This window comes from Paenibacillus lycopersici (assembly GCF_010119935.1).
GTDB lineage: Bacteria > Bacillota > Bacilli > Paenibacillales > Paenibacillaceae > Paenibacillus_Z > Paenibacillus_Z lycopersici.
The window spans coordinates 2,947,188-2,971,398 of record NZ_CP048209.1; the positions used below are offsets into that span (position 1 = coordinate 2,947,188).

General features: G+C 59.5%; 24 protein-coding genes. 23 read left to right on the forward strand and 1 reads right to left on the reverse strand.

The genetic code is table 11. The annotated features are described in order from the left end of the window. Positions 1–3: 3 nt before the first annotated feature. On the forward strand, positions 4–1,692 hold the full coding sequence (locus GXP70_RS13130) for a HAMP domain-containing sensor histidine kinase (RefSeq protein ID WP_162357235.1): 1,689 nt from the start codon (positions 4–6) through the stop codon (positions 1,690–1,692). A 45-nt stretch (positions 1,693–1,737) separates the two neighbouring features. Here the strand turns inward: GXP70_RS13130 and thrC are convergent, their stop codons facing one another. Next, positions 1,738–3,012: a threonine synthase gene (gene thrC / locus GXP70_RS13135; protein ID WP_162357236.1), complete on the reverse strand. Its 1,275-nt coding sequence runs from the start codon at positions 3,010–3,012 to the stop codon at positions 1,738–1,740. A 273-nt stretch (positions 3,013–3,285) separates the two neighbouring features. On the opposite strand from thrC, the gene GXP70_RS13140 reads away from it, so the two are divergent. The 22 genes from GXP70_RS13140 to GXP70_RS13245 all read left to right on the forward strand — a co-directional run bounded on the left by GXP70_RS13140 (position 3,286) and on the right by GXP70_RS13245 (position 24,138). After that, a complete protein-coding gene (locus GXP70_RS13140) occupies positions 3,286–4,179 on the forward strand; it encodes a LysR family transcriptional regulator (RefSeq protein ID WP_162357237.1) in 894 nt (297 codons plus the stop codon). Between the two features lie 365 nt (positions 4,180–4,544). Beyond that, the gene (locus tag GXP70_RS13145; protein WP_162357238.1) at positions 4,545–5,201 is read left to right on the forward strand and encodes an FMN-dependent NADH-azoreductase; all 657 of its coding nucleotides are present in this window, start codon (positions 4,545–4,547) and stop codon (positions 5,199–5,201) included. 141 nt (positions 5,202–5,342) lie between these two features. Further along, on the forward strand, positions 5,343–7,739 hold the full coding sequence (helD, locus tag GXP70_RS13150) for an RNA polymerase recycling motor HelD (RefSeq protein WP_162357239.1): 2,397 nt from the start codon (positions 5,343–5,345) through the stop codon (positions 7,737–7,739). A gap of 50 nt (positions 7,740–7,789) precedes the next feature. After that, entirely contained in the window at positions 7,790–8,239 is a 450-nt protein-coding gene (locus tag GXP70_RS13155) for a GNAT family N-acetyltransferase (RefSeq protein WP_162357240.1), read from the forward strand. A gap of 322 nt (positions 8,240–8,561) precedes the next feature. Further along, positions 8,562–9,248 carry a TVP38/TMEM64 family protein gene (locus GXP70_RS13160; RefSeq protein WP_162357241.1) on the forward strand — a complete coding sequence of 229 codons (687 nt, stop codon included), beginning with the start codon at positions 8,562–8,564 and terminating at the stop codon, positions 9,246–9,248. Between the two features lie 99 nt (positions 9,249–9,347). Further along, entirely contained in the window at positions 9,348–9,926 is a 579-nt protein-coding gene (locus GXP70_RS13165; RefSeq protein ID WP_162357242.1) for an NUDIX hydrolase, read from the forward strand. Between the two features lie 42 nt (positions 9,927–9,968). After that, the gene (locus GXP70_RS13170; RefSeq protein ID WP_162360458.1) at positions 9,969–10,223 is read left to right on the forward strand and encodes a DUF2164 domain-containing protein; all 255 of its coding nucleotides are present in this window, start codon (positions 9,969–9,971) and stop codon (positions 10,221–10,223) included. Positions 10,224–10,248: 25 nt separating this feature from the next. Next, positions 10,249–10,806 (forward strand): hypothetical protein, encoded by a 558-nt coding sequence (locus tag GXP70_RS13175; RefSeq protein ID WP_162357243.1) that lies wholly within the window; start codon positions 10,249–10,251, stop codon positions 10,804–10,806. Between the two features lie 2 nt (positions 10,807–10,808). After that, positions 10,809–11,285 (forward strand): GNAT family N-acetyltransferase, encoded by a 477-nt coding sequence (locus tag GXP70_RS13180; RefSeq protein ID WP_162357244.1) that lies wholly within the window; start codon positions 10,809–10,811, stop codon positions 11,283–11,285. An 82-nt stretch (positions 11,286–11,367) separates the two neighbouring features. After that, complete coding sequence (locus GXP70_RS13185) at positions 11,368–12,168, forward strand: phosphotransferase family protein (RefSeq protein ID WP_225442854.1); 801 nt, start codon at positions 11,368–11,370, stop codon at positions 12,166–12,168. Between the two features lie 18 nt (positions 12,169–12,186). Continuing rightward, entirely contained in the window at positions 12,187–12,357 is a 171-nt protein-coding gene (locus tag GXP70_RS13190; RefSeq protein ID WP_162357246.1) for a hypothetical protein, read from the forward strand. Positions 12,358–12,364: 7 nt separating this feature from the next. After that, entirely contained in the window at positions 12,365–12,661 is a 297-nt protein-coding gene (locus tag GXP70_RS13195; RefSeq protein ID WP_162357247.1) for a hypothetical protein, read from the forward strand. Positions 12,662–12,679: 18 nt separating this feature from the next. Next, positions 12,680–13,240 carry an NUDIX hydrolase gene (locus GXP70_RS13200; RefSeq protein ID WP_225442787.1) on the forward strand — a complete coding sequence of 187 codons (561 nt, stop codon included), beginning with the start codon at positions 12,680–12,682 and terminating at the stop codon, positions 13,238–13,240. Further along, a complete protein-coding gene (locus GXP70_RS13205; RefSeq protein WP_162357248.1) occupies positions 13,237–13,782 on the forward strand; it encodes a GrpB family protein in 546 nt (181 codons plus the stop codon). The genes GXP70_RS13200 and GXP70_RS13205 overlap by 4 nt, the downstream gene beginning before the upstream one ends. 96 nt (positions 13,783–13,878) lie before the next feature. Then, positions 13,879–14,346, forward strand: a complete 468-nt coding sequence (locus tag GXP70_RS13210; protein ID WP_162357249.1) for a GNAT family N-acetyltransferase — start codon at positions 13,879–13,881, stop codon at positions 14,344–14,346. Between the two features lie 63 nt (positions 14,347–14,409). Next, positions 14,410–15,153 carry a hypothetical protein gene (locus GXP70_RS13215; RefSeq protein WP_162357250.1) on the forward strand — a complete coding sequence of 248 codons (744 nt, stop codon included), beginning with the start codon at positions 14,410–14,412 and terminating at the stop codon, positions 15,151–15,153. A 103-nt stretch (positions 15,154–15,256) separates the two neighbouring features. Next, entirely contained in the window at positions 15,257–15,979 is a 723-nt protein-coding gene (locus GXP70_RS13220; RefSeq protein ID WP_162357251.1) for a class I SAM-dependent methyltransferase, read from the forward strand. A 951-nt stretch (positions 15,980–16,930) separates the two neighbouring features. Next, on the forward strand, positions 16,931–18,718 hold the full coding sequence (locus GXP70_RS13225; protein WP_162357252.1) for a sensor histidine kinase: 1,788 nt from the start codon (positions 16,931–16,933) through the stop codon (positions 18,716–18,718). Beyond that, positions 18,690–20,078, forward strand: coding sequence for a response regulator (locus GXP70_RS13230; protein ID WP_162357253.1), 1,389 nt, complete (start codon positions 18,690–18,692; stop codon positions 20,076–20,078). The genes GXP70_RS13225 and GXP70_RS13230 overlap by 29 nt, the downstream gene beginning before the upstream one ends. A gap of 377 nt (positions 20,079–20,455) precedes the next feature. Next, complete coding sequence (locus GXP70_RS13235) at positions 20,456–22,189, forward strand: type 2 periplasmic-binding domain-containing protein (protein ID WP_162357254.1); 1,734 nt, start codon at positions 20,456–20,458, stop codon at positions 22,187–22,189. 104 nt (positions 22,190–22,293) lie between these two features. Next, on the forward strand, positions 22,294–23,193 hold the full coding sequence (locus tag GXP70_RS13240; RefSeq protein WP_162357255.1) for an ABC transporter permease: 900 nt from the start codon (positions 22,294–22,296) through the stop codon (positions 23,191–23,193). 60 nt (positions 23,194–23,253) lie between these two features. After that, complete coding sequence (locus GXP70_RS13245; RefSeq protein ID WP_162357256.1) at positions 23,254–24,138, forward strand: carbohydrate ABC transporter permease; 885 nt, start codon at positions 23,254–23,256, stop codon at positions 24,136–24,138. Positions 24,139–24,211: the final 73 nt, after the last annotated feature.

A 24,211-nucleotide genomic window follows, 5' to 3' on the forward strand; every position in this document is an offset into this window, starting at 1 on the left:
CGCGTGGAGGAGCGAAACAAGCCTGATCCGAACAAGCCGCCGAACGATCGGCCGCCCGAGAATCGGCCATTCGGCAACATGCCGCTTGAGAATGAACCATTCAAGAATAAAGCATTCAAGAATAGACCGGTCAAGAATAAGCCATTCAAGAATCGGCCGCTCAAGAACAGGCCGCTTCAAAACAAGCCGTTCCAGAGGCGGTCGGCGGACGATGAAACATTGAAGGCCGGACGCGGCCGGAAGCGCAGCAAGTCCCCTTCCAAGAAGCCGACGCCACTCATGCAGACGCTCAAAATCATCGCCGGCATTCTCATGATGAACGTGCTGACCTACTTCTGCTTCTCCGTGGCGTTCACGGTCATCGGCGTCGTGAACGAGAAGCATGGGCATGCGGCGGTAACGGAGCAGCTGCTGCGGGACGGCCATTCGATCGCGGCAGCCGCCGACGGCAAAACGAACGCGGCCGGATTTGTGCCGATGCTCGTCGCATTCGCGGATTCGCATAATTACACGATCACCTACGGCAAGGAGAACAGCACCAGTATCTTTAACGCGTCCGAAGCCGACAGTTCCAAGCAAGCGAGCCAAATCAAGCCCGAGGACTGGCAGCGCGTCATGTCCGGGTCCGAAGTCAAGCATGTCTATCGGAAATACCCGTTCTCCCAAGGAACGGCGGTTGCGGGCGTGCCCGTCACGGTCGGAGGCGAACGGTACGGATTATTCCTGGAAGCGAAGGCGCCCGGCTTGTACCAGAACTTCTGGCACCAGGTGATGATCGTGTTCTGCGGCTTCCTGCTCATGTTCATCCTTATGCTGGTGATCGGCCGGCCGTGGCGGGAACGCGGCGGCATCTACGTCTATATTTCGGCCATCCGCAGAATGTCGAAGGGCGATTTCACGGTCATGATCGACAAAGCCGAACAGATGCCGGGGCATTACGGCGAACTCGCGACGAGCATCAACGACATGGCCGCGGAGCTGAGCCAGCTGGAACAAATGCGGCAAGCGTTCATCTCCAACGTGTCGCATGAAATCCAATCGCCGCTCACGTCGATCCGCGGATTCGCGCGGGCGCTCCAGCAGGAGGGGCTTGACGACCAGCAGCGCCATCATTATGCCGGCATCATCGAAGCCGAGAGCGTGCGGCTGTCCAAGCTGAGCGACAATCTCATGAAGCTGACGACGCTGGAAGCGGATCAGCAGAAGCTGCATCCGAAGCCGTTCCGGCTGGACCAGCAGGTGCGCGCCATGATTCTTGCCTGCGAGCCGATTTGGACGGAGAAAAACATACTGATGGACGTCAACCTTGACGAGCGCGTCCTGTTGAACGGCGACGAGGAGCTGCTGTCCCAGGTGTGGATGAACCTGCTGACGAACAGCTTGAAGTTCACGGGCGAAGGCGGGACGGTGTCGGTGGAATTGAAGCCGGCCGCGGACGGCGCCGTCGTCTGCATATCGGACAACGGCATCGGGATCGCCGAGGAGGATCTGCCGCATATCTTCGAACGGTTCTTCAAGGCGGATAAGTCGCGGAGCCGCCGCGAGAAAGGAAGCGGAAGCGGGCTTGGGCTGTCCATCGTGAAGGTCATCGTCGACCTGCACGGCGGCACCGTAACCGCGAGCAGCAAGCTCGGCGTCGGAACGACATTCACGATCACGCTGCCGAACTTGCCGATGAAGCAGGAGCAATAGCGAGGAAGACCGGCCCGTCCGGAAATGACCGGCGGTATGCGGCACCTATTGCATGAAGCCGGCGGCTGTTATTTCGTCCAGCCGAATGCGGCGAATCCCGTTGCGCCAAGGCGCCTCCGCGAACGCGCCGTCCAGATGGTAGCCGCGAATCGCGTCCGTGTCCTTGAGCAAGCTGCCGGTCAAGATGCATGCCGCGGTCTCGTCGCGATGAATCGTGCCGGCGAGCACGAGCTTGCGCAGTCCCGCCGCCGCCGCGGCCGAAGCGGGCTCGCAGCCGATGCCGCTGCGGTCGACGCATGCTTTGGCCGCCATGATTTCCGCATCGCTGACGGCAACCGTTACGCCATTCGTCCGATGAACCGTATCCAGCGCCTTACGCCAGCTGGGCGGATGCCCGATATTGAGCGCGCTCGCCGCGGTTCGCGGCGAAGGCTCCGGGATCAGCGTATCGGACGAGGCGGCGACCATCCGGTGGAACGGACTGGCGCCTTCGGCCTGCACGACGGCGACGCGGGGCATGGCGGCGATGAATCCGAGCGCATGCAGCTCGCGAAGTCCCTTGCCGAGCGCCGAAGCGTTGCTGAGCGCGCCGCCGGGCAGGACGATCCAATCCGGCAGCGTCCAATCCAAGTCCTGGGCGAGCTCGAAGACGATGCTCTTCTGGCCCTCGATGCGCAGCGGATTGATCGAATTGCAGATATGCATGCCGTTCTCCTCCGCATGTTCATCCAGCCAGCGAATGCCGTCGTCGTACGTGCCGGGGAACGCGGCGACCTGCGCGCCGTAAGCGAGCGTCTGCAGCACCTTGTTCAATGAGACGCCCTCGTCCGGCACGAGCACATGCGCTTGAACGCCGGCCGCTGCGGCATACATCGAGAGCGAGGATGAGGTGTTGCCTGTCGATGTACAGGCGAATCGCTTGTAACCGAGGCTTAAGCCATGGGAGACGGCGGCCGTCATGCCGTTATCCTTGAACGATCCGCTTGGATTCTCGCTTTGCGCCTTCAGCCACAGCCGTCTGACGCCGGCGAATTCGCGTACGCATTCGGGAGCATATAGACCGGTATTGCCCTCGTTCCTCGTTACGATGAACGAATCCGGCAGCTCTGGCGCAATTAACTCCTTGTACCGCCAGACCCCGCCGGCGCCAGCGGTATGCCGCTCGCCGAGCCGGCGCCGGAACGTATCCTTCAGCCGCTCCGCATCCACGGCCTCGAATCGATGTCTGATTTCCAGCAATCCGCCGCAGCGGCAAGCATACCGCATCGGCTTCGCGTCGAGCGGGACAACCGCGCCGCACGCTATACATGCTGCTTCCATAGAACCCATCCTCCTGAACAACGGTTAAGCCGGGGTACGGCAAACAAGCAGCATGCGCTTGGCAGGCAGCGTGCATGCGTACCTCTCGGCTTTAGCCGTTTTTTAATGTTTGTTCGCTTGTGAGGGGCCCCTCTTGCAACTACAATAAATAAAAATCTTTAATAATACCAATATTAATTTTTTGATATTGTATAATAAATTATTATGAGTGGGACGCGCCCGACGACGATACAGCCATGACGGCGGCCGGCGCGAGCGGAGGAAGTTGCGAGGATGAATTTATACGGATTGATCGTGTTTCATCATGTGGCGGCGACCGGAAGCGTGACGAAGGCGGCCGAGGCGCTGCGGATCAGCCAGCCGGCCGTGACGGCTCATGTCCGGAATATGGCCGCCGAGCTCGGGGTTACGCTGCTGGCGCCGAAGGGAAGGGGCATTCTGCTTACGGAAGCGGGAGAACGGCTGGCGGCGCATGCCGCGCGGCTGTTCTCGCTGCAAGAAGCAATCAAGCGCGACATGGGAGGATACGTCTCGGGCGAAGCCGGCGAGCTGCGGCTTGCGGCCACTTCGCTGCCGGCGAATTTCCTGCTTCCGGTCCGGCTCGCGTCCTATCGCGCCGCTTATCCGAGGGTGGCGATCGCCATGCGGACGGTTAATGCGGACGGCGCCTTGCAGGCGCTGCTGCGCTATGAAGCCGATGCGGCCATCGTCGGCGGCGGCGTGCCCGAGCAGCCGGGCTTGATGCGCCGGCTGCTGATCGAGGACGAGCTCTGGTTCGTCGCGGCGCGCGGCCATGCGCTCGCAGGCAAGCGCGTGCCGTTCCTCGCCCTCATGAACGAACCATTCGTCGTGCGCGAGCCCGGTAGCGCGGCAAGGGAGCAGCTATTGTCCCTATGCCGCATTAACGGCGCGCCGCCGCCGGCGGCCGCTCTTCAAGTGAGCGGCGTCCACGAATCGCTCCACGCGGCGGCCTCCGGGCTCGGCGTTACCTTCGTTTCGTCGATGGAGGCGAGCGCGGCGGTCGGGCGGGGCGAGCTTGTTCGGCTGCAGGTCGAAGGCGTCGAACAGCGCAACCCCATACTGCTGTTTACGCGGGCGGACGAGGCGCTTCCTCCCGCAGCCGCGCATTTCGTCGATTTGCTGGCCGGCGCTGGTATTACGTCCTAGACTATGCTATAACATGAAGACGAAGTCGGCGGACTGACGATGCCGGTATCCTTGCTTGGCGCCTCTCCGGCGCGAGCGAGACCCAACCTTAGTTTGCGTTCATACAGGGGACTGCATGCAGCGATTTGCATTTGCTTTCCGATGTTGGTCTTTACGTTCTGTTATCGGTTCGGATCCAGGTGCCTTTAGCTCGCCGTTGCCTGCAGCGTTTGCTGCCGTTATATTGCACTGACGTTATAATCCGCTTGGCCGACCAGCAATAACCGTTTTGACATGCGCTTTCCCGTTACATGATACCTTTCGCGGCGGAACAACCTATGGAGCGTGCCAGTCATAATAACGCAAAGGCAGGGATCGCACTTACCATGGCGAAATTATTGTATATTACAGCGCATCCGCATGATCATCAATCGTCGTTCAGCATGGCGGCGGGACAAGCCTTTCTCGATGCTTACCGAGAATCTCACCCGCAGGATGAAATCAAGCACTTGGACTTGTACAACATGAATATTCCCCATATCGACGCCGATGTGTTCAGCGGCTGGGGCAAGCTGCGAGGCGGCGGCCAGTTCGGCGATCTGTCGTCCGAGGAGCAGAAGAAGGTAAGCCGCCTGGGAGAGCTCGTCGACGAATTCGTCGCCGGGGACAAGTACGTGTTCGTTACGCCGATGTGGAACTTCTCTTACCCGCCGATCATGAAAGCTTACATCGACGCTATCTGCGTGGCAGGCAAAACGTTCAAATACACGCAGGAAGGTCCCGTCGGGCTGCTGCCGAATAAATCGGCGATTCATATTCAGGCGCGCGGCGGTATATATTCAGAAGGTCCGGCCGCCGGAATGGAATGCGGCCACCGCCATCTGTCGGCGATCATGGCGTTCTTCGGCATAACGGACTTCAAGGGCATTTTCGTCGAAGGCCATAATGCGGCGCCGGCGCAGGCCGATGCCATCAAAGCGAAAGCGATCGAGGAAGCCAAGCAGGCGGCGAAAGTATTCGGGCGCGAGAAAGTGAACGCATAGCGACAAGCAACTAGCAAAGCAAGAGCAAATAGGCGATTTCCCGCTCCCCTTCGGTCCCGGCGCGCATGCACGCGGGATGGAGGGGAGTCGTATGTATACATAACGATTTTCGAGCGAGGATAAGGGGAAAGGGTGGTTCAGATGAGCGACAAGCAACCCGAATGGCAGGCCGAGCAGGCGCGCGTGGACGAGGTCGTCCTGCAGGTCGACCGGCGCATGGAGACGTTGGAGGAGCAAACGTCCGGCACGCACTCCGAAATGGTCGATATTCGCAAAAATTTCTGGGACGACGTCACCGTCAACTTCGAGGATGCCGTGGAAATGGCCGAATCGTTCGCCAGTCTGAAGCAGCAGGCGGAGGTGCTGTCCGAACGGGAGCGTACGCATCTCCATGCCTCCAGACAGCTGCGGACGCTGCGGAAGCTGAAATCGTCGCCATATTTCGGCCGCATCGACTTCCTGGAGAACGGGGAGCCGACCGCCGACCAAGTGTATCTCGGCATTGCGTCGTTCCGCGCGCAGGGAAGCGAACAGGATTTGATCTACGATTGGCGGGCGCCGATCGCCAGTTTGTATTATGACTACCCGCCCGGTCCTGCGCAGCTGACGACGCCGGCGGGCCAAATACGCGGCGAGCTGCTGCTGAAGCGGCAGTTCGTCATCCGCGACGGCGAGATCGTCAGCCTCTTCGATACCGGCGTGACGATCGGCGACGAGCTGCTGCAGGAAGTGCTCGGCCGGCAGTCGGACGCTCAAATGCGCAGCATCGTAGGCACGATTCAGCGGGAGCAGAACCGCATCATTCGCAACGAGCGCAGCCGTCTGCTGCTCGTGCAGGGCGCCGCGGGCAGCGGCAAAACATCCGCCGCGCTGCAGCGCGTGGCGTACTTGCTCTACCGGTTCCGCGGGTCGCTGAGCGCGGATCAGATCGTCCTGTTCTCGCCGAATCCGATGTTCAACAGCTACGTCTCGACGGTGCTGCCGGAGCTGGGCGAAGAGAACATGCAGCAGACGACGTTTCAGGATTACCTGGCCGCGCGGCTCGGCCATTCGTTCAAGCTGGAGAATCCGTACGCGCAGCTGGAATACGCGCTCAGAGCGGAGAAGGAGCACGGCTACGAAGCGAGAATGTCCGGCATCCGCTACAAAGCGACGACAGGGTTCGTGCGGCTGATCGACGGCTATCTGGGCGTGCTCGGCGGCGCGGGCATTATTTTCCGGGACGTGCGCTTCAAGGACGAGGTGCTGGCGACGGGCGAGGACATCGGCGCGTATTTCTACGGACTGGACCGGTCGATTGCCGTTCCGAACCGGATGCGCCTGACGGCGGAATGGCTGCTCGGACTATTGAAAGCACGGCAGAAGGCCGCGCAGCAGGAAGATTGGGTCGATCAGGCCGTGGATTTGCTGGACAAAGAAACGTATCTGCGCGCGCATCAAACGCTGAAGCGCCAGAACCGGAAGCTCAAGGCCGATTCGTTCGACGATTTCGACCGGGAGCGGGAGCTGCTCGGCCAGTACGTCGTCATGGAAGCGGTAAAGCCGGTTCGCAGCCGGATCAAGAAGCTGACGTTCGTCGATATCCGCTCTACGTTTCTGCGGCTCTTCCTAAGCTCGGAAATCGCCGCGCGGGCGGCCGCCCATGCCGGAATCGAGCTGCCGGAATCATGGGAGTGCATTTGCAAGGATACGATCGACCGGCTGCTGGTCAAGAAAATGGCCTATGAGGACGCGACGCCGTTCCTGTATGTCGTCGAACGGATCCGCGGATTTCAAACGAATACGTCCGTGCGCCACGTGCTGATCGACGAAGCGCAGGACTACACCGCCTTTCAGTTCGCGTACTTGCAGCGGCTGTTTCCGTTCGGCCGGTTCACGGCGCTCGGCGATTTGAACCAGTCCATTCAGGCGCATGCGGGGGCCGAGGAGAGCACCGGGTTCAAGGCGCTTGCGGCTTTGCACAAGGAAGCGGAGACGGAGACGATCGTGCTGAAGCAGAGCTACCGTTCCACGCGTCCGATCGTCGAATTTACGAGCATGCTCATCCCGGGCGGCGAAGAGATCCAGCCGTTCAATCGGGACGGCTTGCGGCCGAAGCTGAGCGTGGCCGGGAACCGCGACGGTCTGCATGCGCTGATCCGCGAACGATTGGACGCGCTCGCGGCGGAAGGCAACCGCACGATCGCGGTTATTTGCAAGACCGCCGCCCAAAGCCTGCTTGTCTACGAGGCGCTGCATGGCGTACCGGCGATCCGGTTGGTGGAGTCGGAGACATCCTCGTTCGAGCCGGGCATCGCGGTCATTCCGTCCTATCTGGCGAAAGGCGTAGAGTTCGACGCCGTGCTCGTCTATGATGCATCGGGCTCGCATTCGGGCTACGGACAGGAGAGCGACCGGAAGCTGTTCTATACGGTGTGCACCCGGGCCATGCACGAGCTGCATCTGTTCGCGCTCGGCAGCGCGGGACCGTTCCTGCAAGGTCCGATCGAGGGCTATTACGATACGGCGCCGAAGTCGGCGGATGTGCAAACCCACTAAAGGCAAGGCATGCTTGCGGCTGAAATCATACTTGCATTAAGAAAGAGGTCATGGCAGTGGAATTGAAATGCGAACGAATTACGACGACGGAGATGCTGGAGGAGGCGATCGGCATCCGATATGCGGTTTTCGTCGGCGAGCAGAACGTGCCTGCGGAAGAAGAGCGGGACGAATACGACGAGACGCCGGCCTCGTGCCATCATTTCCTGGCGACGGACAACGGCAGGGCGGTTGCGACCGGCCGTTGGAAGGTATACGAGCCGGGCGTGGCCAAAATGCAGCGCATCGCCGTGCTGCAGCCTTATCGGGGAACGGGCGTCGGCAGGAAGCTGCTTGAAGCGATGGAAGCGAACGCGAAGGCGGAAGGCTGCACGGCGTCGGTGCTTGGCGCGCAGTGCACGGCGGAAGGGTTCTACCATAAGCTCGGCTACGAGACGGAGCCCGGCGAGCCGTTCCTGGACGCGGGCATTCCGCATGTCAACATGCGCAAGAAGCTGTAGGGTGCTGCCGGGTTAGCTTCCGGTTGCATATACATAGCGGGGAAGCGAGAAGACAGCGAAAAGCGATAAGCGCACGACGGAAGGCAGACAGCGGGACGAAGCGGGCAATAAAGCGCTTCGTCCCGTTGATGTTCAGTCGGGACATATCGGCGGAATGCGGCGGCAGAAAACCGCCGAATCGGTCAGAAGACAGGTTCCTCTGCATGCGCATGAACGCTATAATGAAAGATGACGCGCCCCCCGTCCGGTCCCGGAGGCCGATACATCATTTCAATTCGAACGATGCTTTGCCTTTCATGTCGAACCAACTACGAGGCTGAAGATGGAACAAGAACGTCATCCTGCACAATCGAAGCGCAAGCGCCTGCTCGCTTCCGCCGGCAAGCGGTGGACGCTTCTTCCGGCATACCTCGTCCTCCTGATCGCCGTCTGGGGCAGCAGGTCCGAGTTGCTTGACTGGATCCGCTCGGGCGGCGTATCGCCGGCTCTGCTGCTGCTGCTCGTGACCGGCCTTGCCTGCGTGCCAATAATCCCGTTCGGCGTCGTCATCGGCGCGATGGGCTACTTATTCGGTCCGCTGACGGGGGCGCTGATCAGCTTGACCGGCGCCTGGTTGGCCGCGCTCATCATGTATGCCTTGTTCCGTTACGTGCTTCAGGATCGGGCGAGAACGCTTCTTCGCCGATTCGCGGTGACGGAACGATGGACGGCGCTCGTGGAGCGGCGGCCTTTCCGCTCCATACTCCTTGCAAGGCTCCTGCCCGTCGTCCCGCAGCTTGCCGTGAACGCGTACGCCGCCGCGGTGAACATACCGTTCCCGGTCTACGCCATGGCGTCGCTCCTTGGCAAAATACCGGGTATGCTCGTGTTTGCGTTCATTGGCGGCCAGATCGCCGGCGACCGGAACGCGCTGCTTGCCGCTGCCGGCGTCTATGCGGGTTTTCTGCTGTCCGTCTATGTCGGCAATCGGCTGTGGAAGCGGTCGGGCAAAGAGCGGCGGACGGAATAGGGGAGATGGCGACGATTGCCGACGATTATCGACGGGTCTTGTATTTTCCAATTTCCTGTAAGCCGCTATAATAGAATCATAGGATGGGAGGCGGTGGGAATGATCGCGTATACGATTTGCTTTATCCGGCGCGGCAGTCAAATTCTGATGCTGAACCGGGAGCGGGCGAGCTGGATGGGGTGCTGGAACGGCATCGGCGGCAAGCTTGAGCCGGGCGAAACGCCGCGCGCGTCCATGCTGCGGGAGCTTCGCGAGGAAACCGGCATGAAGACGGACGCGCTGCGGTTCAAAGGCCTGGTGACCTGGCGGATCGACGGAGCGAAATACGGCGGCATGTACGCGTACATGGCCGAGGCGGACGAGAGCCGCGCCTATGATACGCCGGTCAAAACCGAAGAAGGGATATTGGATTGGAAGGAAACGGCCTGGCTGCTTGATCCGGCGAATATGGGCATTGCCGCGAACGTGAAGGCATGCTTGGCATCGATTCTTGACGATCCGGCCTGTTACGATCATCGCTGCATCTACGAGCAGGGGAAGCTGCAGGCGCATCATGCCGTTCCGATCGACGCTTCGCTGGAGGTCGATGAACCGGCAAGGTCGTCGTATCTGGCACAGGCGCTGAGAAGTTATCCGAACCTTGCCGAGCCCAGCGTCCAGGGTGCAAGCAGCCCGTAACGATACGGTCCATAACTGAGATGTCGAAGGAGGCCTCTGATGATCATTCCGGTCAAAATGCCCAAAGAGCAAAAAGATGCGCTCATTCGCAGCGTTCAAACGTATTTCGAGGAGGAACGCTCCGAAACGATCGGTTCGATCAGCGCGGAGTCGCTGATCGATTTCATGCTGAAGGAGCTGGCGCCGTACGCGTACAATCAAGCGATCGCGGACGCCCGCAGGCTGATGCAGGACAAGTCGGCCCAGATCGAAGACGAGCTGTACGCGCTGGAGAAACCGATTCGACCGATACGGTAGAGGCGGCAAAGGAGCGATGAGCTGAATGAGCGAGCCGACGGAACGTATTCTGCTCTACCATTATTTCGAGCGATCCGCCGGGCCGTTCCGCAACTTGTCCGCGCTTGCCGACGAAGACGCGGAGCGCATCGCGGCTCGGCTTCGCGAGGAGGGCCGGTCATTCGCCGGCAAGCGCAGCGCCGATTATCTCGCCATCCGGCGGGAACTGGAGCTGCGGGCGCGGTCGATCTTCGCGGGCAAAGGCGGCCGGCCTTCGAGCGATTACCCGCACTACATGACGCTCGGAGCGTGTCCGTGGCTGGAAACCTGGTATGTGAACCCGGGCGTCATCACGATCGATTGGGACGATTTCGCGGCGGAGGCGCTCAGCTTCACGTACGGCGACCTGTTCCCGACGATGCGCGTCGCGGATGGCCGCCCGTATCGCCGTCAGGTGTATACCAAGGAAGAGATCGTCGCGGTGATCGCGCAGCACGGCCTGCCGCAGCAATGGAATCCGGAAGGGGCGCTTGGCCCCGAACGGTACATCGAGGTTCAAGTGTGGGACGCCGCCGCGGTTCAGGCGTATCTGGAGGAGGCGTAGTCATGTTCAAGCATCGGCCGTTGGCGGAGGAGGATCTTGCCACGATCGCGTCCTTTCCGCAATCGGAGGACGAACTGTTCTATGTGAGCCCGCGCTTCCTGTACCCGTTGACCGCCGAGCAAATCGCGCGGCTGCTTCAGGATCGCCATGCGCCGACCGTCATCGTCGATTCGTCGGACGGCAGCGCAGCGGGCTATGCGAATCTGTACGACCGGACAAGCGAGAGCTGCTGGCTCGGGAATGTGATCATCGCCCCTTCTTATCGCGGCACGGGCGCAGCGGCAGCGCTGATCGAAGCGATGAAACGGCTGGCGAAGACGGAATTGGGCGTACGGCGCCTGCAATTGTCATGTCATCAATCCAACGCGCGCGGGTTGGCGTTCTATCATAAGTGCGGCTTCAAGCCGTACGACATGAGAATTGCCGCGTACGGAGCGAGAGGCAAAATCATCACGATCCAGATGGCCATCTCGTTATAAGGCCCGTTCCGGCAGCTGCAGCCAGCCGTCATGAACGACTTACATAGGATAGATAACTTACGATGACAGGAAGTGAGTCTTGGTGCTATCGTTGCCCGTCATTGCTTACGGTCAAACGGCGGAAGTGTATGCATACGGCGATGCCCGGGTCCTGAAGCTGTTCCGGGAGGGCATTCCGTCCGCGTTAGCCGAAGACGAGTACCGCATATGCGAATGCGTGCATGAAGCCGGCATCGCAACGCCGGAAGCCGTCGCGCGCATTGAAATCGAGGGCCGGCAAGGGATCGTGTTCCAGCGGATCGCCGGCCGCTCCATGCTGCAGGCGATCATGCACGGCGCGCTGTCCGCGGACGAGGCGGGTGCGCAAATGGCGGCGCTGCATGCCGGCGTCCATCGTCTGGATGCGCCAGCCATCCCGTCGCAGCGCGGCATTCTTGCAGGACGCATCCGCGAGGCTCCGCTGCTGACGGAGCAGGAGAAGCGCGCGATCGCCGAGCGGATGGCCCGGCTGCCCGAGGACGCCAAGCTATGCCATGGCGACTTCCATCCCGACAATGTGCTCGTGTCGGATTCGCGCGCCTGGATCATCGACTGGATGACCGGGACGAGCGGGCATCCGGCCGCGGACGCGGCGCGGACGATGCTGCTGCTTCGCTTCGGCTCCATGCCGCCCGAGACGCCGGCCGATGTCGTCGCCTTGATCAATCGGATGCGTCAGCGGCTGCTCGACGCGTATACCGGGCATTATTTGCGCCAGTCCGGCCTGAATAGGGCGGATATCGAAGAATGGTTCGTTCCGTTAGCCGCCGCCCGCCTGGTGGAATGGCTTCCCGACGAAGAGAAGCGGGAGCTTGTCCGGTTTGTCCGGGACAGCTTGGCTTAATGGGCGGAGGGGCTTGCGATGATGATTTTCATGCTCGTCAGTATCGTGTTATTGCTTGTGATCGTGTTTCAATTAGCGGAGGTTCTTCACCGTCTTCCGCCGCGCAACCGGGCGAAGGAAGCGATGGAACGCGATCTGCGGCGGGCTGCCGAACGGAACGGCGGCCAAGACAGTGACAGGAAAGGCTAGTGGTGACATGCATCAAGGAAGGGCCATTGTCCTCGAATTGCTGAGAATTTGCGTTGTGGCGGCGCTCTGGTTGTATCTCGCGGCAGCCGTGGAACGACATCTGTTCCAGAAGCTGGAGCTTAGCGGAGAAGCGGCGGTTACACGGGCAAGCGGCAATCTTATGCTGTTCTACGTGCTGTACCGGAATTGGCTGCAATTTCGCGGCTGGTATACGTCGAGCCTCAACCGGAAGCTGGGCAAGCGCGTAACGGCGCTGCTGGTCGTCCTGGGTTTAGCCGCGATAGCCGCTTCGGCAGCGTTGTAACTATACGGATGGGAGTGAGTGCATCTGAATCAGCAGAACCGACTGAACCCGCTCGATGAAGCGCGATTTCCGGTATTGGCGAAACCCGCTCGCTGGGGATCGGTAACGAGCAAGTTCTCATGGATAGAAGATGCCGGCGATCTGTCGCTGGTCAGCAACGTCAGCATCGTTCCCTTCGTCGGCGAGCTTGCGGTCATGATGAGGCTTGAGGACGGCCGGTGGGAGCTGCCCGGGGGCACCTTGAACGAAGGCGAGCATTACTTGGACGGGCTGCGGCGCGAGATGATGGAGGAGCTGGGCGCCGAACTCGTTACCTACCGCCTATTCGGGCATTTCGAGTGCGAATCGAGCGCTCCGGCACCGTACCGTCCTTACATCCCGCATCCCCGGTTTCGCCGGCTGATCGGGTACGGCGATGTCGCGATCGTCGGGCAGCCGCTCAATCCCGATGACGGCGAACAAGTCGTCCGCGTGGAGGCGATGCCGATCGAAGAGGCGGTGCGGCTGTTCGAAGCGAGCGACAGGCCCGAATTGGCCGAGCTCTATCTGGCCGGCTATCGGATGCGGGTGAGCGTATGAAGGAGCCCGTCGTCATCGTCCCTTACGACGCAAGCTGGCCTGCTGCTTTCGCCGAGATCGGCGGACGCCTCAGGGAGGCGCTCGGAGCGCAGGCGCTGCGCATCGATCATATCGGATCGACCTCCGTCGCCGGATTGGACGCCAAGCCGGTGATCGATATTCAAGTTTCCGTTCGATCGTTCGATGACGTCCCTGCCATGGCGGAGATTTTGGCCGGGCTCGGTTATACGTTCAGATCGGATAACCCCGACCGGACGAAGCGGTATTTCAGAGAAACGGCGGACATGCGGCGAACGCATATTCATGTCCGCGAGCAAGGCAGCTTCTCCGAGCAGGTCGCGCTGTTGTTCCGGGACTATCTTCGCGCTCATGCGCACGAGGCAAAACGTTACGCGGCCGTCAAGCATTCGCTGGCAAAGTCGCTGCGCAGCGAACGCGAACGCTATACGGAAGAGAAAGATCCCTTCATCTGGGATGCGCTGCGCAGCGCGAGCAAGTGGAGCCAGCACGTCGGGTGGAAGCCCGGCGAATCGGACGCCTAATCCCGGCGCGCGTGAATACTCGCGGTTGGCAAAGTTGCAAAGTCAGACGGTGCTTGGTCGATGAAGCGTCAATCGGCGTGCAGAGGAGGGAAGCACTTGAACCTTGAATTGGGTTACCGAATGGCCGGACCGGAAGACGCTGTGCTGATCGCGCCCATGAACCGGCAGCTGATTGCGGACGAAGGCAGCGAGAATCCGATGACGCTGCCGGAGCTGGAGGCGCGCATGCGCCGGTTTCTGGAGACGGGCTGGTCCTGCGCGCTGCTGGAGCTGGACGGGGCGGTCGTCGGGTACGCGCTGTTCGAGACGCGGCCGCAACCGTACGACAATGCGCGGCAGGAAGTGTTCCTGAGGCAGTATTTCATTGCGGCCGATTATCGCAGACAAGGCATCGGCAAGGCAGGCATCGCGCTGCTGGAGACGCATGCGTTTCCTCCCGGCGCTACGGTCGTTCTCGACGTGCTGAGCGAGAATACGCGGGGCCGGCAGTTCTGGCAGCGCGCCGGCTTCGAACCCTACGCCGTGACGATGAAGAAGAAACGGCCCGTACGCAACGGCGGATAACGCCATCATTCGAATACATCTCTCCCAGGCATTCATACACGTGTACAGAAGGAGCAACGCATCATGAGTCCACTAGTCGCGGCAACAGTTCCTTTCCTGATGTTTATTCTGCTGATCGGCTGGCTGTGGCGGAACCAGCGCAGGTCCGTGGCCGCCCGGAAGGCTGCGGCGCGGAGCGTCCCGCTCTATCCGCTTTACCCGGTGCAATTCGAGGCCGCGCCCGATCTGCCGGTGCCTTTCGGATACAAAACGCAATGGTTGGCCGTCCGGACGACGGATACGGAAGCCGTGGCGAAGTGCTTGCGGCTGGAGCGGCCGCAGCCCGCGAATTGGAAGACGGGCATGAACGGCGCAGCGGCCGGCTATTATTTCGTCACGCCCCCCGTTCACGGGTGGACGCTTGTCGTCAATCCGTACATGCCGGATCTAAGCGGCAAGGAAGAGCCCGGCCCGCTTCAGCTTCTGGAGCGGTTAAGCGCGGCTTTCGGCGAAGCCGGCTACTTCGCCTCGCATCGCGTTGTCGGCTATCATGCCTGGGTTCGGGCGCGCAAGGGCGAGATCGTCCGCGGTTATGCCTATGTTGGCGAACAGGGCGAGACCATTCTCGACCACGGCGGCTTGAGCAGCGCCGAGCGCGAAGCGAATTTGACGTTCACCGGCCTAGAGGCGGAGGAGCCGGTTCTGCCGGACGAAGACGACGTGCTGCTCATGGCGAAGCTGTGGAGCGTCGATCCGGCCATGGCGCAGGGCGGTTATGAAGCAGGCACGGGATTGGCCGGCGTCCTGGAATCCGCTCCGGAGGAATAGGACAGTCCTTTCATAGGCGGAGCGAACGCTCGGGATCGGCATGTTGATGCGGCTCTCGGCGTTAACGCCGGCTGCCGGAAATCTCATGATGGAGGGTGCGGACATGGATCAGCGCATCGCCCGTATTCGGGAGCAGGAGAAGCGGTATCATGACGATTGTTACGAGCGTCATGGGTTATTCGAACCCGGTTCTTGGCTGTATAAGCCGGTCAAGACCGTTATGGAGCTCCTCGCCGAGTTCGACGGACGCGATCGGCTGCAGGTCCTGGATTTAGGCTGCGGCGTCGGGCGCAACGGCATTCCGATCGCGGAGTCGCTGCTGGGCAGGCAGGGCAGCGTCGTCTGCGTGGATCTGCTGCCATCGGCCATTGCGAAATTAACTGCGTACGGCACGCAGTTCGGCGTCGAGTCCCGCATCGAGCCGGTGCATTCGTCCATCGAGCATTACGAGATCGCGCCGGATCGTTTCGATTACATCGTAGCGGTGTCGACGCTGGAGCATGTGAACTCGGTCCGGGCGCTTGAAGCGAAGCTCATGGAGATGGCTCGCGGAACCCGAGCGGGCGGGATTAACTGCATCATCGTCGGAACAGCGGTGACCGAAACGGCGGCGGACAACGGCGAACGATTGGACCCGATGTTCGAAGTCAACCTGTCGACGGCGCATATGCTGCGGCTGCTGGGCGAACGCTACGCGGGTTGGGAAATCATGCTGCGCACGGTCAAACCGCTCGTCTTCGACATCGACAGGCAGGGCAGGCCGGTCAAGCTCGCGTCGGATTGCGTCACGTTCGCGGCGCGGAAGGCCGACGGCGAGCGAGGCTGAAGAGAAAAAAGAGAAAAGAAGAGAAAAGAAAAGCGTTCACGCCGTCAAGGAGCGAACGCTCAGGCTGTCGAGAAAGTTCGACGCCTTATATGTCGCGTGTACGGAATGAAGCCCTTTCTAAGACCCGCGGACAGAGATTCCGTTATTTGGGTGAAATCGGGCTGCTGGGGTAAGCGCACGGACACAGGATCCGTTAATGCCCCCGAATGACATCGAAAACAGGCTTATCAGCCGAGATAACGGATCTCTTGTCCGCGAGCACATGGAAAACGTAATAAAGCAGCGATATAACGGATCTCCTGTCCGCTTCCTTGCATCGACGGACGCAAGCGTAGCTGCCTTCATGAAGCAGGCTGGTTCGAAACGGTACCAACAAGTCCATGCCACGCTGGCAAAGCGCCAACAGGCGGATCTGTTCGTGCTCCAGGGCACGGTTTGCCGCGAGCCTGCTCGAAGCAGCGCATAGTTCTTAACAATCTGAGGCTGCCTTCGGGCAGCCCAGGCTGTCGAGAAAGTCTCGAAAGCGTTTTTTTGTCCAATCGGAATGCGACCGAACAAGCGCTTACGACCGCAGCTGTCCAGAACATGAAGAAGATTGCCTTCCATCTGGAAAGGAAGGCTGCAGGGAGATGAACCCCTCCCAAGCCCCTAGTCAGAACCGAATATGATAAGAAACACTACGTTTTCAAAAACGTGGGTTTCTCTACAATCTGAGCGTTCGCTCCGCCAAGGAGGGAACGCTTTTTGCTCGTGAAAGCCGGTTGTGGGCGCGAACGCTGCGAGCGTATCGAGGTACAGTGGAATTTATAGTGTCAACATGCGACTTATCGTGACGCTGATCGATCGTATTCGATTCTTTTCGCCAGCCGGACAGCGCGAGAAGATGCGCAATTTGTTTGCGCATCGAATGATTTTGAGTTAGAATGCGCTGATAAGAGGTGTTGCGCGCAGATGAACAGATGGGCAAGACAAGTGCAGGAGCTGCTTCCGTATACGTTGAAATTCCGGCTGATCCTCATGCTGGTGATGTCCGTCATGATCCCGCTGCTGGTCATCGGGGCGATTTCCTATTACGGCTTGTACAATCTGCTGCAGAACAAGGTCGAGCGGGGCGTCGACAAGAACCTGGAGCAGGAGCGGAACGGGCTGGATTCGATCCTGAGCAACCTCGACTACTCCTCGCGGCAGCTGGCGTTCGAGGGGAAGGTCGGCAAAGATTTGGAAGCGTATTTAAAGACGGACGATCCGCTGGACAAGCAGCATCTGGGCAAGGAAATCGAGGATTATATTTCGCTCATCAACTATACGAATCCGCTGTTGGGGCTGACGGCCTACTATTTGCCGGATTCGAAGCAGTTCCTGTTCGAGAACTTATACATCAATCCGAAGCTCGATCTGAACAGCTTCCACGCGATTACTTCGCAGCCGGGCAAATATACGTTGAACGGACCGCATCAGACGCTGTACGTCAACAGCAAGAACGCCGTGTTCTCGATTATGCGCGAAACGGATTCGAACGGCGGCGCGCCTGCAGAGCCGCCGATCTTCGTCTATATCGAGACGAATGTGTCGACGATCGCCGATCTGTTCAACAGCGAGCCTTACGGCATGCCGGTGACGCATCTGCTGCTGGATCAGAACGGCAAAATCATTTACCGCAGCGGGAACGATTCCTTCCCCGTCGGCGCCGATTACAAGACGCTGCAGGCAGAGCGGAAGAATGACGCCGTCTTCTTCGAAACGACGAGCAAATACGGGATCAAGCTGGCGATCGTCATCGCGAACGGCGACTATCACAAGGAAATGAACACCTGGCTGAAGCGGTTCGCCATCGCCGGTCTTGTCTCGCTGCTGCTCGGGCTGCTGATCGGCCGAATCATCTGGACGATGATCTACAGGCCGTTGCAGCGCATTCGCAAGCAGTTCAAGATGCTCGGCGAGAACCGCTTCAACGAGCCGCCGGACGCGATTCATATCAAGGAGTTCGACGAGCTGCTCGCGCATTTCTACGACATGCGCAAACGGATTCGGGGGCTCATGTCCGAGATCGAGGTCAAGGAGACGCGCAAACGCCATCTGGAAGTCGAGAAGCTGATGTACCAGATCAATCCGCATTTCATTCATAACACGCTGAATACCGCGCAATGGCTGGCCCGCATGAACGGACAGGATGAAATCGTGAAGCTGCTGACCGTATTCACGCGCGTGCTGAACTACAATTTGGGCAAAGAAGGCCAGCTGGTCACGGTCCGGGACGAAATTCAAACCGTGCGGGATTACATCGATCTGCAGCAAATGCGCTACAACTATCAATTCCACATCATCGTCGATGCGGAGACCGATACCGAAGCGATCGTCGTGCCGCGCTTCCTGCTGCAGCCGATCGTCGAGAACGCGATGTACCACGGATTCAAGAACAAGGACGGCATGATACAGGTGACTGTTCGCATGGCGGAGGACCGGCGTTCCTTCGTGCTTGAAGTGAAGGACAACGGCGAAGGGATGGCGCCGGAGAAGGTGAGCGAGCTATTCGCCGCAGACGACGGCGGCGGCCGGAGGAAGGTCGGTCTCGGCATCGGGCTGTCGTTCGTCAATAATATCGTGCGCGTCTACTACGGCGAGCAGTACGGGCTGGAAGTCGTGAGCGAGCTTGGCGTCGGGACGGCGATGCGGCTCAAGCTGCCGGTCGTGATCAAGGAGGGTTGGAACGATGATCAAGACATTGATCGTGGACGATGAGCATTTGGTCCGGAAAGGACTTATCCTGACGCTCCCGTGGGACGCGAGGGGATTTCAGATCGTAGGCGAGGCGGACAACGGCAAATCCGCGCTGGAGCTGATGGAACGGACGCAGGTGGATTTGCTGCTGACGGATTTGACGATGCCTTCCATGGACGGCTTCGAGCTGATGAAGCAGGTGAAGGAGCGCTATCCGGCCGTCGTGATCGTCGTTCTGACCTGTCATCAGGATTTTCATTTCCTGCAGGATGCGATGCGGCTCGGGGCGATTGACTACGTCGTCAAGACGAATCTCGCCGACGAAGTGCTGGAGGATATGCTGAAGCGGATCGCGGAGCGCATGCAGTCGAATCGGGAACAGCAGCGTTCGCCCGCTTCCCTCATCGAGGCGAAGCAAGCGCTCGTCGTATTGGCGGCCGATGCGGCGGAAGCAGCGGCCGGGCCGTCGGACGGCGCAGTCTTGAATGGCGCGATGCCGCTTGGCGGGAACGCTTGGCTGTTCGGCAATCGGACACGCGCGGAAGTCGATGCGTTGCTGACGGAGTTGTCCGGTACGGATCATGCCGGCCGTTCGTTCTACGTTCGCGTGACGGACTGGCAGCCGCGCGCGAAAGCGGCGGAATGGCTCTACGCGCTGCGGGAGAAGCTATTCTATGATAATCCGCCTGCGGACGGAACCTGGACGATCTCGCTCGAAGAGCTGGAATCGGCGGCCGCGGGCCGTCGGACGGCGGAGACGGAGCTGGAATCGCTGCGGCAGGCATGGACCGCGATGCGATGGGTATTCGATGCGAAGGAATTTCAGCGCATCCTGACTGCTTTCCGGGCCCGGCAGCCTCGCAGCCGGCTGCTGGTCGAGCTGTTCGAGCGGACTGCCGCTTCGTGGTCGATGCTCGCCGGGATGGCCGAGACGTTCCGCGACAGCCGGGACGAGAGGCATGCTTATCGGACGCTGGCGGAATGGGAGAGCTGGTTCAGCCGGCATTGCCGGGAGCTGACCGCCTTCGCGAAAGGCTTCACCTGTTCGGCCGACGTGTTCGCCGCCATCCTGCGCGCGATCGACCTGCTGCATACGGAGCTTGGCGAGCATGGGAGCCGGGCGGAATTGGCGGCGATGGTCAACCTGAGCCAAGGCTATTTCAGCACGATTTTCAAAGAAATCGTCGGCCGCTCGTTCCATGACGCGGCGAAGGAAATCCGGCTGGAGAAGGCGAAGCGGCTGCTGATCGAGCATGCCGATATGCCGATCTACTGGATCGCGGAGAAGACCGGATTTCAGGACGAGAAATATTTCAGCAAAATCTTCCGCATTCAGACCGGCATGGTGCCGTCCGAGTATCGGGAGAAGCATCTCCGCTAAGCCGTATGGGCCCGAATAACCGGTTCGGCCACGAAGTTCAAGAAGCCTAAGAGCCCAAGAGCCCAAGAGCCCAAGAGCCCAAGAGCCCAAGAGCCCAAGAGCCCAAGAGCCCAAGAAGCTGGAGAGCTTGCTACGAGACCCATGCGCCGCTGAGCGCAGGGGTTTTTCTTCGTTATTTCGGACTTGATTGCCGACTTGCAGGACGCCGCAGACGAAAATTGTCATCTTACGTCGGAAAGCCGTTCACTGCGCCGGACTTCGGCCGCGACGGATGAACGGAATTCCCCCGTCGCGCGATTCGAATTCCCTCCCGGCCCGGCGCCTGGCGGAGGTATGATGTGTACATGCAAGACAACCATCACGAAAGAAGGGGTATCATGAACAAGAAAAAGATAACCGTCGCTATGTCTTTGGCGGCCCTGCTCCTTATTGCAACCGCTTGCGGATCGTCATCGAACGATAACGACGCCAACAGCGCGGCGAACGGAAGCAGCGATGGCGCGGCTGCGAACGCGAATCAACCGACAGAGAAACCGGATCCGTTCGGCAAGTACGATGAAACCGTCTCGTTCACAACCATCCTCAACAACAACCCTGAAGCGGCGAAGAAATTCCCGGAGGGCGAGTCTTTCGAATCGAATCAATACAAATCCTACATCGAGAATGCGCTTAACATCAAATCGACGCCGCTGTGGGAAGCGAACGGCGCGGCCTACTTCAATAAATTCAATCTGATGATCGCGAGCAACGACTTGCCGGACATCTTCACGGTCGAGAAGATCGACAAGACGCCGGCGAAGACGATCCTGAAGCGTCTCGTCGACAACGGCATGCTGGAAGATCTGACGCAAGTGTACGATCAGTACGCAAGCCCGGCGGTTAAGGAAGTGCAAGATTCGGTCAATGGCGAAGCGCTCAAGAACGCTACCTACGACGGCAAGCTGTACGGCCTGCCGAACGTTACCGACATGAACAACGTGCACATGATCTGGGTTCGCCAGGACTGGCTGGACAAGCTTAAGCTGGAAGCGCCGAAATCGGTCGACGACATCATGAAGATCGCCTTGGCGTTCAAGAACGACGATCCGGACGGCAACGGCAAGGCGGATACGCTTGGCCTGGCGCTGAAGGGCGATGCGCTGTTCGATTCGCAGCCGTTCTCGCTCAACGGCTTCGTATGGGCGTTGAATGCATACCCCGGCATGTGGGTGAAGGACGATTCCGGCAAGCTGGTATACGGCTCGACGCAGCCGGCGATGAAGGACGCGCTTGCGAAATTGGCGCAGATGTACAAGGACGGCACGATCGACAAGGAATTCGCGCTCCGCGACGGCAACAAGACGGCTGAATACCTCGCGAGCGGACGCGCCGGCCTGATGCTCGGCAACTGGTGGAACCCGTTCTGGCCGCTCGGCAGCGCGATCGACAACAATCCGAAGGGCGAGTGGAAAGCGTATCCCGTCATGACGGACGATCATGTCAACGTCGGCAACGAGTTCTTCTCCAACGCGTTCCTGGTCGTGAAGAAAGGCTTCGCGCATCCGGAGCTCGCGATGAAATTCATGAACGTGCTGAAGCAGGCGTCGCAGCTGAAAATCCCTGAAATTCAGGAGCTGGAAACGACGGGCATCTACAAGGCGTCCGATTCGACGCGCGGCATGTACGGCTTGAACAACAACCAAATTTCCCCGGCGTTCACGGATACGACGGCGCGCACGGTGCGCAAATTCGACGATATCTTCGCGGGCAAGGCGCAGACGGATATTCTCGATACCGCCGAGAAGCCGATCTTCGATCAAGTGAAATCGGAGAAAGACAATCCGAAGAAAGACTTGAACAACTACAAGACGTACCTCGCCTGGATGGAAGGCAACGGCGTCGTCGCGCATACGAAGCAGAACAACGTGTTCAACGAGTTCACCGGCACGACCAAGACGATGGATCAGAACTGGACGACGCTGACCGACCTCGAGACGAAGACGTACCTCGAAATCATCACGGGCAAGAAGCCGGTGTCCGAGTTCGACAATTTCGTCAGCACGTGGAACAAGCTCGGCGGCGAGAAGATCACGACGGAAGTCAACGAGCAGCACGACAACGAAACGAAGTAAGCTCGTCGCACTGACCGCGGAACGGGGCGCGTCGTTAATCGGACGGTTGACGCCGCGCCCTTCCCGGTTTTCAAAGGATTCGAACGGTGTAGGAGGGAAAAGAGATGGCAAAGCTTTGGCGTCGGGAATCGCTGCACTTTCACTTCATGCTGCTGCCGGCTCTTGCGTTGGTCTTGATCTTTAATATTTATCCGATGTCGGGGATTATCCTGGCGTTTAAAGATTTCGTTCCGACGAAGGGCATCTGGGGCTCGCCCTGGGCGGGATGGGATCATTTCAAATTCGTGCTGGCCAACCCGGAAAGCGCGAAAATATTGCGCAATACGTTGATCATTTCATTCGGCAAAATCATTACGCTCATTATCGTTCCGGTCGTCTTCGCGCTGCTGCTGAACGAGATTCGGCTTCGCTGGTTCAAACGCACCGTGCAAACGGTCGTCTACCTCCCGCACTTCCTGTCGTGGGTCGTCGTGGCCGGCATTCTGAAAGACATCCTATCGCTGGAAGGACCCGTCAACTGGATCGTTCATCACTGGTTCGGTCTCGATCCGCAAATGTTCCTCGGCAGCAACCATTGGTTCCGCGCGATCATCATTTCGACGAACGTATGGAAGGAATTCGGCTTCTCCACCATCATTTACTTAGCCGCGCTCACGAGCATTAATCCGGCCTTGTACGAGGCAGCGGAAATCGACGGCGCCGGCCGCTTCAAAAAACTGTTGCATATTACATTGCCGGGCATCGCGATGACGATTGCGCTGCTTGCGACGCTCAGCCTGAACGGCGTGCTGAATGCCGGCTTCGACCAGGTGTTCAACATGTACAACGCGCTCGTTCTCGATACCGGCGATATTATCGATACGTATGTGTACCGCTCCGGACTGCAGTCCGCGCAATACGAGGTCGCGACCGCGATCGGCCTGGCCAATTCCGCCGTCAGCTTCCTGCTTGTCGTCTGCACGTACAGCATGGCGAGCAAGTTCGCCAACTATCGGATTTTCTGATCATGGCTTGATGCATAATCGGACGGCTTCGGCCGTCTCATCTTGAATGGGGTGAGTTTCATGGTGCAAAACAAATCTATCGGCTCGCGGTCGTTCGATATCCTCCTGCTGCTGTTCATGGCGGTCGTATCGATTCTGTCCATCGCGCCTATCGTCCATACGATCGCCCTGTCGTTCAGCAAAGCTTCGCTTGCCGCCGCCGGTCAAGTGTTCCTGTGGCCGAAAGGCTTCAATACGGGCGCGTATGATCAAGTGTTCTCCGACCACCAGTTCTTCGTCTCGTTCGGGGCATCGGTCAAGCGAACGTTCATCTATGCCGCGCTTAGCTTGTTCGTGACGGTCATGATGGCGTACCCGCTGTCGCGGGAAAGGAAGGATTTCAAATCGCGGAACGTGTATATGTGGATTTTCGTCTTCGTCATGATGTTCAACGCCGGCCTCGTGCCGACGTACCTGACGATCAAATCGCTCGGCATGATGAACAATTTCTGGGTGCTCGTTATTCCGGGGCTCGTTAACGTATACAACGCGATTCTGGTGCTCAACTTCTTCCGCAACCTGCCGAAGGAGCTCGACGAATCGGCGGGAATGGACGGCGCGGGCGCTTGGCGCAAGCTGTTCCAGATCTATCTGCCGCTGTCGCTGCCGGTACTGGCGACGATTACGCTGTTCAACATCGTCAACACCTGGAACGAGTATTTCGCGGCGATGATTTACGTGACGAAGTCGAGTCTCATCCCGCTGCAAACCTACTTGCAGCAGGTGGTGCTGACGATCGACCCGACGAAAGTAACCACCCAGAACGTCGGCCTGCTTACGCAGGTGTCCAACGAGACGCTGAGCTCGGCCAAGATCGCTGTGACGATGCTGCCGATTCTGTTGATTTACCCTGTGCTGCAGCGGTACTTCATAACGGGCATCACGCTCGGCTCGGTGAAGGAATAGGCTCGGCTGCTAAGGCTTGAATAGCTACAATCGAACGGTTCGCTCCGGTTTAACGGGAGCGGCCGTTTTTTGT